At 72.8% G+C, this 13,285-nt stretch carries 13 protein-coding genes; 10 read left to right on the top strand and 3 right to left on the bottom strand.

Annotated elements, in window-relative coordinates; all coding sequences use genetic code 11:
* Positions 1 to 27: 27 nt before the first annotated feature.
* The 3 genes from ybaK to PV789_RS20705 form a co-directional block, all read right to left on the bottom strand.
* Positions 28 to 513, bottom strand: coding sequence for a Cys-tRNA(Pro) deacylase (gene ybaK, locus PV789_RS20715; protein ID WP_274974152.1), 486 nt, complete (start codon positions 511 to 513; stop codon positions 28 to 30).
* 220 nt (positions 514 to 733) lie between these two features.
* Complete coding sequence (locus PV789_RS20710; protein WP_274974151.1) at positions 734 to 1,510, bottom strand: LON peptidase substrate-binding domain-containing protein; 777 nt, start codon at positions 1,508 to 1,510, stop codon at positions 734 to 736.
* A 111-nt stretch (positions 1,511 to 1,621) separates the two neighbouring features.
* A complete protein-coding gene (locus PV789_RS20705) occupies positions 1,622 to 2,182 on the bottom strand; it encodes a ferritin (protein ID WP_274974150.1) in 561 nt (186 codons plus the stop codon).
* A 249-nt stretch (positions 2,183 to 2,431) separates the two neighbouring features.
* Here PV789_RS20705 and hisD point away from each other — a divergent pair, with 249 nt between their 5' ends.
* The 10 genes from hisD (at position 2,432) to PV789_RS20655 (ending at position 13,145) form a co-directional block, all read left to right on the top strand.
* Entirely contained in the window at positions 2,432 to 3,727 is a 1,296-nt protein-coding gene (gene hisD, locus PV789_RS20700; RefSeq protein ID WP_274974149.1) for a histidinol dehydrogenase, read from the top strand.
* Positions 3,728 to 3,835: 108 nt separating this feature from the next.
* On the top strand, positions 3,836 to 4,918 hold the full coding sequence (locus PV789_RS20695) for a histidinol-phosphate transaminase (RefSeq protein WP_274974148.1): 1,083 nt from the start codon (positions 3,836 to 3,838) through the stop codon (positions 4,916 to 4,918).
* 87 nt (positions 4,919 to 5,005) lie between these two features.
* Positions 5,006 to 5,599, top strand: coding sequence for an imidazoleglycerol-phosphate dehydratase HisB (hisB, locus tag PV789_RS20690; protein ID WP_026338663.1), 594 nt, complete (start codon positions 5,006 to 5,008; stop codon positions 5,597 to 5,599).
* A complete protein-coding gene (locus PV789_RS20685) occupies positions 5,600 to 5,761 on the top strand; it encodes a CG2302 family histidine operon protein (protein WP_013154204.1) in 162 nt (53 codons plus the stop codon).
* A gap of 17 nt (positions 5,762 to 5,778) precedes the next feature.
* A complete protein-coding gene (gene hisH, locus PV789_RS20680; protein WP_274974147.1) occupies positions 5,779 to 6,438 on the top strand; it encodes an imidazole glycerol phosphate synthase subunit HisH in 660 nt (219 codons plus the stop codon).
* A gap of 78 nt (positions 6,439 to 6,516) precedes the next feature.
* On the top strand, positions 6,517 to 7,278 hold the full coding sequence (gene priA / locus PV789_RS20675; RefSeq protein ID WP_274974146.1) for a bifunctional 1-(5-phosphoribosyl)-5-((5-phosphoribosylamino)methylideneamino)imidazole-4-carboxamide isomerase/phosphoribosylanthranilate isomerase PriA: 762 nt from the start codon (positions 6,517 to 6,519) through the stop codon (positions 7,276 to 7,278).
* Positions 7,275 to 8,048: an imidazole glycerol phosphate synthase subunit HisF gene (hisF, locus tag PV789_RS20670; protein ID WP_274974145.1), complete on the top strand. Its 774-nt coding sequence runs from the start codon at positions 7,275 to 7,277 to the stop codon at positions 8,046 to 8,048. The genes priA and hisF overlap by 4 nt, the downstream gene beginning before the upstream one ends.
* Before the next feature lie 346 nt (positions 8,049 to 8,394).
* The gene (locus tag PV789_RS20665) at positions 8,395 to 8,976 is read left to right on the top strand and encodes a peptidoglycan-binding domain-containing protein (protein WP_274974144.1); all 582 of its coding nucleotides are present in this window, start codon (positions 8,395 to 8,397) and stop codon (positions 8,974 to 8,976) included.
* Positions 8,977 to 9,285: 309 nt separating this feature from the next.
* Entirely contained in the window at positions 9,286 to 11,301 is a 2,016-nt protein-coding gene (locus PV789_RS20660) for an ABC transporter ATP-binding protein (protein WP_274974143.1), read from the top strand.
* A complete protein-coding gene (locus PV789_RS20655) occupies positions 11,298 to 13,145 on the top strand; it encodes an ABC transporter ATP-binding protein (protein WP_274974142.1) in 1,848 nt (615 codons plus the stop codon). Before PV789_RS20660 ends, PV789_RS20655 begins: the two co-directional genes overlap by 4 nt.
* Positions 13,146 to 13,285: the final 140 nt, after the last annotated feature.

Below are 13,285 nucleotides of genomic sequence, written 5' to 3'. Positions count from 1 at the left end.
GTCTTCGGAAACGGTCCCCGTCGGGGATCAGGAGGCGCCGATCGGCGCGGTGACCGCCTCGGTGAGCGTGATCAGGTCACGGGGCTTGAGCTCCATCTGCAGACCCCGCCGCCCGGCCGAGACGTAGACCGTGGGCAGTCCGGTCACCGACGCGTCGATCACGGTGCGCAGGCGCTTGCGCTGGCCCAGGGGGCTGATCCCGCCGCGCACGTAGCCGGTGGCCTTCTCCGCCAGTGCCGCGTCGGCCATGGCGGCCCTCTTGCCGCCGACCGCGGCGGCCAGCGCCTTGAGGTCGAGCGTGGTGCTGACGGGCACCACCCCGACGGTGAGCTGTCCGTCCACCTCGGCGATCAGCGTCTTGAAGACGTGCTCGTGGGGGACGCCGAGCGCGTCGGCCGCGTCGGTGCCGTAGGAGTGCCCGTCCGAGGAGCCGTCCACCTCGTAGGGGTGCAGCGTGTACGTGGTCTTGGTCCGTCCGGCGGCCACGGTCGCTGGTGTGGCTTTTGCGCTCATTGAGTACCTGGTTCCTTCTCCGCGCGCGAACGCGCTGGCGCGTGCGTCGCAACAGCCCGGGTCGGGCCCCGGGCACGCCGCACCGGTTCGCACAGCAGGCTAGGCCAACACGGGGCGGGCTGCGCGCAGGCATGCGGGGAAACCCGGTGTTTCCTCCACTGGGCACCGGTATCGGGACCTTCGGCCCGGAAAGGGACCGGCGAACGCGCCGCGCGGTCCCCTAGTTGAAGGACACGCCGTTGTTGAGGAAGGGGCCCGCGGGAAGGTTGGGCAGTGTGGGAGCGGCCACGATGCGGTTCTCCCGGCGCAGGAACCGGGCGGTCACGGCCAGCCGGGTCGCGGCGTCCTCGGCCTCCAGCATCCGCTGCTTCTCCGCCTGGTCCAGGACCGCGGCCGCGGCCACCGCGTAGGACAGTGCGATGGGGTCCTTGGGCAGTTCGGGGGAGGCGTCCGGCGACATCCCGATCGAGGCCAGGCGTTGGGAGTAGGTCCCGAACAGGTCGCGCACCCGCTCGGCGTGCTCCTCCACGTCCGGGCCGGTCGGCTCGGGCAGGAAGGCCACCGACGCGGTCGAGTACTCCTCGGGGGAGGAGGCGTCCACCTGCGACAGGTCGGTGATGGAGAACCGCGCGCCGCCTTCGACGACCAGGTCGTAGCGGCCGTCCTCGTAGGTGCGCACGTCGCGGACCAGGGCGGTGCACCCGGTCGCGCTGATCCGGGGCAGCGAGGTGCCCGGCCCTCCGGTGGTGGGGGTCCCGGTGTCGGCGCCGCCGGCGCCCTGGCCGGACTCGGAGGCCACCTCCTGGCCCAGTTCGATCCACACCACGCCGAACCGGAGCGGGCCCCGGCCGCGCCCGATCTCGTCCCCCTGGGCGAAGGTGGGCCCGAGCAGTTCCGCGACCAGGCGGCGGTAGCGCCGCTCGAAGACGTGCAGGGGAACGGTCATACCGGGGAACAGCACGGTGTTCAACGGGAAGATCGGCAGGGCCAAGGGCATGGTTCCAGTATGCCCCTCATGCCGGGAACGCGGGCGCCGAAACCGGCGGCGCGTCCCCGGCCGGTCCCGGCCCCCGCGGCCCGAGGGCGTCCGGGGGTCCGGGGCGCGGGGTCAGGAGACCGACGGGCCAGCGGTGCCGGGCGCGTCCTGGCTGCCGCTGTCCTCGCTGGGCATGTCCCGGGCGACGAAGTCCTCCACGTGGAACAGGTTGCCGTTGGCGCGGTCCACCACGTTGAGGAGGGTCGACATCTTGGCGACCTCCTCGGTCTGCTCCTGGATGAACCACTGGAGGAACTGCTCGCCGGTGTAGTCGTCCTCGTCCCGGGCGACCTTGGCCAGGCGCTGGAACTGGTCGGTCACCTCGCGCTCCTGGCGAAGGGCCAGGGCGACCAGGTCCCGGGGCACGGCGAAATCGGTCTCGATCTCGTCCACGCCCGGAAGGGAGAACGGGACGTCGGTGTCCAGGAGGAACCGCACGATCATCATCGCGTGGTCGCGCTCCTCCAGGGACTGCTCGTAGAAGACCCGCGCCAACTGGGGCAGGTCGTGGTCGTCGAACCAGGCGGCGATGGCCACGTACTGGTGCGAGGCCGTGAACTCGTGCCGAACCTGGTCGACGAGGAGCCGGTGGAACTTGGAAAGGCCGATATCGCTGCTCTTGTTCGAAGTCATGAGCACACGATAACGCATGGAAAAGCATTTCGCGACATTTATCGATGTGACTCGAATTTCTTAGGCAAGCCTTTCTGAAGCTTAATAAGGTTAGGTGTCCCAAACTTAGGGCGCACTTATTCGGGCGCAACGCGTTCCACCCCGCCGGCCCCTCCCGCGCCGACGCGTACCCGCCGGTGGCGCGCGTGTGGCGTCCATCATCCGGACGGCGCCGCCCACCGAATGGGCACTTCCCCCTAGACTGGGACCGTGATCAGTCGAATCGACCTCCGAGGCACCCAAGGCGACCCGCGTCAGGCCCTTCCGCGCGCGGAACTGGACGTGGCGGCCGCCGCCGAGCGCGTACGCCCCCTGTGCGAGGACGTGCGCCATCGCGGTGTCGAGGCCCTGGTCGAACTCACCGAGCGCTTCGACGGCGTCAGACTGACCGACATCCGCGTGCCCAAGGACGCGATCGAGGCCGCCCTGGACGGCCTCGACCCCGCCGTGCGCGCCGCGCTGGAGGAGTCCATCCGCCGCGCCCGCGCGGTCCACCGCGACCAGCGCCGCACCGACCACACCACCCGCGTCGTGCCCGGGGGCACCGTCACCGAGAAGTGGATCCCCGTCGACCGCGTCGGCCTCTACGTGCCGGGCGGCCGTGCCGTCTACCCCTCCAGCGTCGTCATGAACGTCGTCCCCGCCCAGGAGGCGGGGGTCCGCTCCCTGGCGGTCACCTCACCGCCCCAGAGCGCCTTCGGCGGACTGCCCCACCCGACCATCCTCGCCGCCTGCGCCCTGCTCGGCGTCGACGAGGTCTACGCCGTCGGCGGCGCCCAGGCCGTGGCCATGTTCGCCTACGGCGCGGGCCCCTGCGAGCGCGCCGACATGGTCACCGGCCCCGGCAACATCTGGGTGGCCGCGGCCAAGCGCCTGCTCAAGGGCGTCATCGGCATCGACGCCGAGGCCGGTCCCACCGAGATCGCGATCCTCGCCGACGCCACCGCCGACCCCGACTACGTCGCCGCCGACCTGGTCAGCCAGGCCGAGCACGACATCGTCGCCGCCTCCGTCCTGGTCACCCCGGACGAGGCGCTCGCCGAGGCGGTCACCGACCGCCTCGCCGTACGCGTGGCCGCCACCAAGCACGGCGACCGCGTCCGCGAGGCCCTGTCCGGCCCGCAGTCCGGCATCGTCCTGGTCGACGACCTCGACCACGGCCTCGCCGTCGTCAACGCCTACGCCGCCGAGCACCTGGAGGTCATGACCGCCGACGCCGCCGCGTGGGCCGCGCGCGTGCGCAACGCGGGCGCGATCTTCGTCGGCGACTTCTCGCCGGTCTCCCTGGGCGACTACGCCGCCGGGTCCAACCACGTGCTGCCCACCGGCGGCTGCGCCTGCCACAGCGGCGGCCTGAGCGTGCAGACCTTCCTGCGCGGCGTGCACGTGGTCGAGTACGACCGCGAGGCGCTGACCGACGTCGCCCACCACGTCATCGCCCTGGCCAACGCCGAGGACCTGCCCGCGCACGGCGAGGCCGTCGCCGCGCGCACGGAACAGGCCTGAACCCGAAGGCCACCCGCCCGGCGGGAACCCGGGCGCGCGGGCCCCGCGGCCGCACCGGCCGCGACCCGCACGCCCCGCCCGCCTCCGACCGACCATGAGCGTGCAACCGTGAGCTTCACCCTGAACGACCTGCCCCTGCGCGACGACCTGCGCGGCCGCTCGCCCTACGGCGCGCCGCAGCTGGACGTGCCCGTGGTGCTCAACACCAACGAGAACCCGCACCCGCCCTCGGCGCGCCTGGCCAAGGCGCTGGCCGAGGCGGTCGCCGACACCGCCCTGGGCCTCAACCGCTACCCCGACCGGGACGCGGTCCGCCTGCGCGAGGGCCTGGCCGCCTACCTCGGCCACGGCCTGACCGCCGACCAGGTGTGGGCGGCCAACGGCTCCAACGAGGTCCTCCAGCAGATCCTCCAGGCCTTCGGCGGCCCCGGCCGGGCCGCCATGGGCTTCGAGCCGTCCTACTCCATGCACCCGATCATCTCCCGGGGCACCGGCACCGCCTGGGTGTCCGTGCCGCGCGGAGCCGACTTCCGCGTCGACGTGGACGCCGCCCTGGCCGCCATCGCCGAGCACCAGCCCAGCGTCGTCTTCCTCACCTCGCCCAACAACCCCACCGGCACCGCCCTGGACTTGGCCGACACTGAGCGCGTCCTGGCGGCGGCCCCCGGCGTCGTGGTCGTGGACGAGGCCTACGCCGAGTTCCGCCGCGAGGGCACGCCCAGCGCGCTGAGCCTGCTGCCCGACCACCCCAGGCTCATCGTCTCGCGCACCATGTCCAAGGCCTTCGCCCTGGCCGGCGCGCGCGTGGGCTACCTGGCCGCCCACCCGGCCGTGGTCGACGCCCTCCAGCTGGTCCGCCTGCCCTACCACCTGTCCGCCGTCACCCAGACGGTCGCGCTCACCGCGCTCGACCACGCCGACGAACTCCTCGCCGCCGTCGCCGACCTGCGCGCCGAACGCGACTCCCTGGTCGCCTGGCTGCGCGGGCAGGGCTTCTCCGTCGCCGAGTCCGACGCCAACTTCGTCCTGTTCGGCGAGTTCGAGGACCGCACCCGCGTCTGGCAGGACATGCTCGACCAGCAGGTCCTCATCCGCGAGACCGGCCCGCCCGGGTGGCTGCGCGTCAGCGTCGGAACCCCGCAGGAGATGGCCGCCTTCCGCCGGGCCCTGCTCCGCGCCACCGGACGCTGAGCCCTGCCCGCCGACCCCGAGACCGCCGCCCGGCCCGACCCGGCCGGGCCACGCACCCACCGCACCGAGCGAGGAAGTCCCACCACCATGAGCCGCACCGGACGCGTCGAGCGCACCACCAAGGAAACCAAGGTCCTGGTCGAGATCGACCTGGACGGCACCGGCGTCGCCGACGTCTCCACCGGCGTCGGCTTCTTCGACCACATGCTCGACCAGCTCGCCAAGCACGGCCTGTTCGACCTGACCGTGCGCACCGAGGGCGACCTGCACATCGACTCCCACCACACCATGGAGGACACCGCCCTGGCCCTGGGCGCGGCCTTCCGCGAGGCCCTGGGCGACAAGCGGGGCATCCGCCGCTTCGCCGACGCCAAGGTGCCCCTGGACGAGGCCCTGGCCGAGGTCACCGTCGACGTCTCCGGCCGCCCCTACCTGGTGCACAGCGAGCCCGAGGGCATGGCCCCGCTGATCGGCCGCGACTACGACACCACCATGACCCGCCACATCCTGGAGTCGTTCGTGGCCCAGGCCCGCGTCGCCCTGCACGTGCGCGTGCCCTACGGCCGCAACGCCCACCACATCGTCGAGTGCCAGTTCAAGGCGCTGGCCCGCGCCCTGCGCGCGGCCACCGAGGACGACCCGCGCGTCAGCGGCATCCCGTCCACCAAGGGCGCCCTGTAGATGGACGGATACCTGTGGGGGATCGCCCTCATCGTGCTCGGGGGCTTCCTCGCCGGGGGCGCGTACGCCCTGTGGAGGGTCAACCGGCCCCTCGCAGTCGTCCTGGCCGGATGCACGGCGCTCGCGCTGGCCTCCGGCGTACTGCGCCTGGACTACTTCTGAAGGGGAAGGGCAGCACCATGCCGTCACGAGTGGTCGTCTTCGACTACGGCTCCGGCAACCTGCGCTCGGCGCAGCGCGCGATGGAGCGCACCGGAGCCGACGTCACCGTCACCTCCGACCCGCACGCCGCCCTCGACGCGGACGGCCTCGTCGTCCCGGGCGTGGGCGCGTTCAGCGCGTGCATGTCCAGCCTGCGGGCCGCGGGCGGCGACCGGATCATCGGCAGGCGCGTGGCCGGGGGGCGCCCGGTCCTGGGCATCTGCGTGGGCATGCAGGTCCTCTTCGACCGGGGGGTGGAGCGCGCCGGCTCCGACACCGGGGCGGGGGAGGAGGTCACCGAGGGCTGCGGCGAGTGGCCCGGCACGGTGGACCGCCTGCGCGCGCCCGTCGTTCCGCACATGGGTTGGAACACCGTCCGCCCGCCCGAGGACACCCGGCTCTTCGCCGGGATCGGGCCCGAGGACCGCTTCTACTTCGTGCACTCCTACGCCGTGCGCGAGTGGGAGTTCACGCCCACCAACGAGCGCATCCCCGCGCCCGGGGTGACCTGGGCCGAGCACGGCGAGCCGTTCGTGGCCGCCGTCGAGAACGGACCCCTGTGGGCCACCCAGTTCCACCCGGAGAAGTCCGGCGACGCGGGCGCCCGCATCCTGGCCAACTGGGTGGACACCCTCTGACCGGTGTCCGCCGGGGCCGCGCGCCCGGCCCGCCACCGCTCCCCAAGACCTTCCGACCGACGAGAACGAGATGAGTCCATGACCGGCGAGACCACCACCCCCGTACTCGAACTGCTGCCCGCCGTGGACGTGGCGGGCGGCCAGGCCGTCCAGCTCGTCCAGGGCAAGGCGGGCTCCGGCGGGCAGTACGGCGACCCCTTCGAGGCGGCCATGGCCTGGCAGTCCGCCGGTGCCGAGTGGATCCACCTGGTGGACCTGGACGCCGCGTTCGGCCGCGGCCACAACCGCGACCTGCTGCGCGACATCGTGGGCCGCCTCGACGTCAAGGTCGAGATGTCCGGCGGCATCCGCGACGACGAGTCGCTGGCCGCCGCCCTGTCCACCGGGTGCAGGCGGGTCAACATCGGCACCGCCGCCCTGGAGAACCCCGAGTGGTGCGCCAGGATCATCGCCGAGCACGGCGACCAGATCGCGATCGGCCTGGACGTGCGCGGCACCACCTTGGCCGCGCGCGGCTGGACCCGCGACGGCGGCGACCTCATGCAGACCCTGGAGCGCCTGGAGTCGGAGGGCTGCGCCCGCTACGTCGTCACCGACGTCCAGAAGGACGGTACCCTCAAGGGCCCCAACCTGGACCTGCTGCGCACCGTGTGCGAGCGCACCGACAAGCCGGTGGTGGCCAGCGGCGGCGTCTCCAGCCTGGAGGACCTGCGGGCGATCGCCACGCTGGTGCCGCTGGGCGTGGAGGGCGCCATCATGGGCACCGCGCTGTACGAGGGCGCCTTCACCCTGGAGGACGCCCTGGCCACGGTGCGCGAGGCCGGGAGCGTGCGCCCGTGAGCGTGTCGGTGCGCGTCATCCCCTGCCTGGACGTGGACGCCGGGCGGGTGGTCAAGGGCGTCAACTTCGAGAACCTGCGCGACGCGGGCGATCCGGTCGAGCTGGCCGGCACCTACGACGCGGACGGCGCCGACGAGCTCACCTTCCTCGACGTCACCGCCTCCAGCGGTGACCGCGAGACCACCTACGACGTGGTGCGCCGCACCGCCGACCAGGTGTTCATCCCGCTGACCGTGGGCGGCGGGGTGCGCACCCCAGACGACGTGGACCGGCTGCTGCGCGCGGGCGCGGACAAGGTGGGCGTCAACACCGCCGCCATCGCCCGCCCCGAACTCATCGGGGAGATCGCCGAGCGCTTCGGCCGCCAGGTGCTGGTGCTCTCCGCCGACGTGCGCCGGGTGCGCGGGGACGGGCGGCCGACGCCGAGCGGGTTCGAGGTCACCACGCACGGCGGACGCCGCAGTGCCGGGGTCGACGCCCTGGAGTGGTGCGAGCGCGCCGCCGAGCTGGGGGCGGGGGAGATCCTGCTCAACTCGATGGACGCCGACGGCACCCGGTCGGGCTTCGACCTGGAGCTGATCCGGGCGGTGCGCTCCCGGGTGGAGGTGCCGCTGATCGCCTCCGGCGGCGCGGGCGCGGTGGAGCACTTCGCCTCGGCCGTGGCGGCGGGCGCGGACGCCGTGCTGGCCGCGACGGTCTTCCACTTCGGGCAGTTCACCATCGCCGACGTCAAGAAGAGCCTGCGCGAGGCGGGCCACCCCGTCCGCTGAGCGGGGCGGGCCCGCCCCGACCGGTTCCGGGCACAGGGCCTCCGCGCGCACGAGCGCGCGGAGGCCCTCCGCGTGTCCGGACCCCTGCACGTCCGGCCCCCGTGTTCCTCGGCCCCGCCTCCGGCCGGAACACCGGTCGCGTCCCGTGGTCCGGTACACGCGCACACCGTCGAATCGGTTGTCGCATGTGCTGAGAAAACAGGACACGGACAGAGAACTGTGTCCTTTTGGTGGTATTGGCATGCATTTTGTGAACGTGATGCGGGTCTCACACATCGAACAGTGTGCAACACCGAACCACCGCGCAGCACCGACCACAGGGACCACAGGGGAAAGGAACCTCTCCATGTCCACCACCACCGGGCGGACCGCCTCCCTCCTCGCGGCCGCCGCCCTCGCCGCGACGACCGCCCTCGCCACCGCGCCCGCCGCCCTGGCGGACGACCTCGACCAGACCTCCCCCGAGGTCCTCGCCGCCATCGAGTCCCAGGTCTGGCCCGAGTACACCCTCGGCGACTCCAGCATCGACGTCTACGCCGCCAAGATGCTGCTCTCCTCGGGAGAGATCAACCCCGGCGAGCTGAACCTGGAGTTCGACCAGGACCTCCAGGACACCCTGGTCACCTACCAGGAGGCCTTCGGCCTGCACAACGACGGCGACCTCAACCCCGACACCTGGGAGCACTTCCAGGAGCTGGTCTTCGGCCAGCACCAGTTCCGCCGCGGCGACACCGGCCCGGTCGTCACCATGATCCAGCGCGAGCTCAACGCCAAGTTCAACGCCCACCTGGCCACCGACGGCGTCTACGGACCCAACACCGAGCGGGCCGTCCGCGCCGCCCAGGAGCACTTCGGCATCGGCGTCGACGGGATCTTCGGACCCGTCTCCTTCCACGCCGTGATCAGCTACCAGGACTACGCCCGCTGACCGGCCCCGCGCGGCCCCGGCGACCGTGACCGGGACGCGCCCCTCCCGGCGGCGCCCGGGCCCCCCCCCCCGGGGCCCGGGCGCCGCCCCGCACCCAGCCCCCGCCCCGAACATCCCCACCACGCCCCGAACCGGACGGAATAGCCCCGTCGCGCCGCGCGCTGAAACAATCCGGTGGAACCTTGTCGGTGCCGCTGGATAGGTTGACACGACACGCGCACGTCCACGCCCTCCGGCATGCCCGGGGGACGCCGCGCGCGTGTCGGGCTGTGCCGGGCCTGCCCGGCCACGGAGGAGAACGGGGGGCGTATGGCGCGGGGTACGAGCACCGGGGAACCGGAGAACGAGGAGGGAACGGCACCGCCCGGAGCCGCCGACGGACCGGGAACACGCCGGGGAACCGACGCCGCCGAGCACACCGGGGTCTTCACCCGCGGCATGCGGGTGCTGTGGGTGGCCGCCCGCGCCGAACCGTGGGTCTTCCTCGCCGCCGTCATCGGCGCCATGCTGCACGCCGCCGTCAACGTCGGCTCCGCCTCGGTCCTGGGCCACCTCACCGACGCCACCATCCTCCCCGCCTTCGAACAGGGCAGCACCACGACCGCCGCCCTCGTCGGCGCCGCCGCGCTCCTCATGGGCGTGGGACTGGGCAAGGCCACCGGCATCGCCATGCGCCGCATGCTCGCCGCGCTCATGCAGTTCCGCATGCAGGCCCGCTACCGCCGCGCCGTCGCCCGCAAGTACCTCGAACTGCCCCTGTCCTGGCACCACCGCCACCCCACCGGACAGCTGCTGTCCAACGCCAACGCCGACGTCGAGGCCGCCTGGCAGCCGCTCGCCCCGCTGCCCATGGCCGTCGGCAGCGTGTTCATGCTGGTCATCGCGGCCATCGCCATGATCACCACCGACCCGGTCCTGGCCCTGGTCGCCTTCGTCGTCTTCCCGGTCCTGGCCGCGGCCAACGTCGTCTTCCAACGGCGCGTCTCACCCATGGCCTCGCGCGCCCAGGCACTGCGCGCCGAGGTCAGCGGCGTCGCCCACGAGTCCTTCGACGGCGCCCTCGTCGTCAAGACCCTGGGCCGCGAGGACACCGAGACCGAGCGCTTCACCTCCGCCGCCCACCGCCTGCGCGACGCGCTCATCCAGGTCGGCCGGATGCGCTCGATGTTCGACCCGGTCATGGAGGCCCTGCCCAACTTCGGCGTGCTCGCCGTCCTGCTCCTGGGCATGTGGCGGCTGTCCACCGGTGCCATCGACGCCGGCGACCTGGTCCAGATCGCCTTCCTGTTCACCCTCCTGGCCCTGCCCATCCGCTCCTTCGGATGGATCCTGGGCGACCTGCCCCGCAGCGTCGTGGGCTGGGACCGCGTCCAGTCCGTGCTCAACTCCGGCGGCGCCATGGAGTACGGCACCCGCACCCTGGAGGACACCCCCACCGGCATCGCCCTGAGCGCCCGCGGCGTCACCTTCTCCTACGCCGACTCCTACGACGCGCGGGGCGGCGCGCGCGACCTGATGGACGGCGGCGCCGACACCGCGCCGCGCACCACCGTCCTCAACGGCGTGGACCTGGACATCGCCCCCGGGCGCACCGTCGCACTGGTCGGCCCCACCGGGTCGGGCAAGTCCACGCTCACCACCGTCCTCATGCGCCTGGTCGACGCCGACACGGGCTCCGTCGCCCTCGACGGCGTCGACGTGCGCGACCTCGCCCGCGACCAGATCCCCCGGCACGCCGCCCTGGTGCCCCAGGGCACCTTCGTGTTCGAGGACAGCGTCCGCGACAACATCACCCTGGGCACCGACGCCGACGACGACCAGGTCTGGGCCGCCCTGCGCCTGGCCCGCGCCGACGGCTTCGTCCGCGAACTGGAGGGCGGACTCGACGCCCGGCTCGGCGAGAAGGGCACCACCCTCTCCGGAGGACAGCGCCAGCGCCTGGCCCTGGCCCGCGCGATCGTGCGCCGCCCGAGGCTGCTCATCATGGACGACGCCACCTCCGCCGTGGACCCCCAGATCGAGGCGCAGATCCTGGCGGGCCTGCGCGAACGCGACGACGCCGCCACCGTGGTCGTGGTCGCCTACCGCCGCGCCACCATCGAACTCGCCGACGAGGTCGTCTACATGGAGCGCGGACGCGTGCTGGCCCGCGGCACCCACGAGGAACTGCTCGACACCTCGCCCGGCTACACCAGGCTGGTCACCGCCTACGAGCGCGCCTCCGCCGAGGGGCAGGCCGAGAGCGCCCCGCTGCCCGAGGAACCCGGCCCCCTCGAACCCGCCCGCCCCACCCGTGACGACGCCGCCGAGGAGGCCACCCGATGAGCGCGCCCACCCGCGACGAACAGCGGGAGCGGGAGGGGCAGGAGCTGCCCGGCCGCGCCCCCGACGACCCCGCCGTGTCACTGCACCGCTCCTCCGAGGGGGCGATGGACACGCTCAAGCGCGGCCTGCGACTCTCCCCGGAGTTCGCCCGCGGCCTGTGGCTCACCCTGGCCTTCGCCGTCGTGGCCACCGCGGGCAAGGTCATCGTGCCCGTCGCCGTCCAGCAGATCATCGACAACGGGCTGACCGGGGCGGACGGGCCCGACCTGGGCTTCGTCACCCGCATGGTGGCCGTCTGCGCCGCTCTGCTCGTGGTCACCATGATCTGCTCCTACCTGATGAACGTGCGCCTGTACCGGGCCACCGAGTCCGGCCTGGCCACACTGCGCCGCAAGGCCTTCCGGCACGTGCACGACCTGTCCGTGCTCACCCAGAACAGCGAGCGCAAGGGCGCGCTGGTCTCACGCGTCACCAGCGACGTCGACCAGATCAGCACCTTCATGCAGTGGGGCGGCCTGCTCCTGCTGGTCAGCAGCGGCCAGCTCCTGGTCGCCACCGTCCTGATGGCGGTCTACTCCTGGCAGCTCACCCTCGTGGTGTGGATCTGCTTCCTGCCGCTGCTGTTCGGCGTGCGCTGGCTCCAGAAACTGCTCTCCAAGGCCTACCTCAAGGTCCGCGAGAACACCGGCGACATGCTCGGCGTCATCGGCGAGACCGTCATGGGCGCCTCCGTCATCCGCGCCCACGGCACCGAGGCGCGCACCGCCGAACGCATCGACACCACCGTCCTGACCACGCGCCGCTCCCAGGTCCGCGCCCAGCGGCTGTCCATGGCGGTCTCGCCCTTCGCCGAGATCATCGCGGCCCTGGGCAACACCGCCGTCGTCCTCATCGGCGTCTGGCTCGGCCTGGACGGCGGCCTGACCGCCGGGCAGCTCATCGCCTTCCTGTTCCTGATGACCCTGTTCATCCAGCCGATGATGATGGCCACCGAGATCTTCAACGAGGCCCAGAACGCCATCGCGGGCTGGCGCCGCGTCCTGGGCGTGCTCGACACCGTCCCCGACATCGCCGACCCCGGCGAGGCGGGCCGGGTGCTGCCGCGCGGACCGGTCCGGGTCTCCTTCGACGGGGTGACCTACTCCTACCCCGAGGGCCCCGTCGTCCTCGACGACGTCGACGTCGAGATCACCCCCGGCACCCGCGTGGCCGTGGTGGGCGAGACCGGCTCGGGCAAGACCACCTTCGTCAAACTGCTCACCCGCCTCATGGACCCCGCCCGGGGCACCGTCCGGCTCGACGGCGTCGACCTGCGGGAGGTGGCCTTCTCCTCCCTGCGCAGCCGCGTGGTGATGGTCCCGCAGGAGGGCTTCCTCTTCGACAGCTCCCTGGGCGACAACATCCGCTTCGCCCGCCCCGAGAGCACCGACGCCGAACTGGAGGCCGCCATCACCGAACTGGGGCTGGCCGAGTGGCTCGACAGCCTCGCCCACGGACTCGACACCCCCGTGGGCCAGCGCGGGGAGTCGCTCTCGGCGGGGGAGCGGCAGCTCGTCGCCCTGGTGCGCGCCTACGTCGCCGACCCCGACCTGCTGGTGCTGGACGAGGCCACCTCGGCGGTGGACCCGCACACCGAGGTGCGCATCCAGCGCGCCCTGGACCGGCTCACGCGCGGGCGCACCTCCGTGGCCATCGCGCACCGGCTCTCCACCGCAGAGGCCGCCGACCGGGTCCTGGTCTTCGACGACGGGCGCATCGTGCAGAGCGGCTCGCACACCGAGCTGGTGGACAGGCCCGGCGTGTACGCCGACCTGTACGCCTCCTGGGTGCGCTCCTCGGCCTGACCGCGGCCGTCCACAGGCCGGCGGGAGGGGGTGCGCCCGCACGGCCGCCGGGCTACGGTTGAACCGGGGGCGCCGCGTCCGCCCCGACGGCGGGGGGTAGCCCCCCGGATCCATTCTCCCCGGACCGCCCGAACCGGGGC

This window comes from Nocardiopsis camelliae (genome assembly GCF_028993595.1).
In the GTDB taxonomy this organism is placed as follows: domain Bacteria; phylum Actinomycetota; class Actinomycetes; order Streptosporangiales; family Streptosporangiaceae; genus Nocardiopsis; species Nocardiopsis dassonvillei.
The sequence above is the reverse complement of the archived record's forward strand: the minus strand, read 5'-3'. Positions and strand labels throughout refer to the sequence as shown.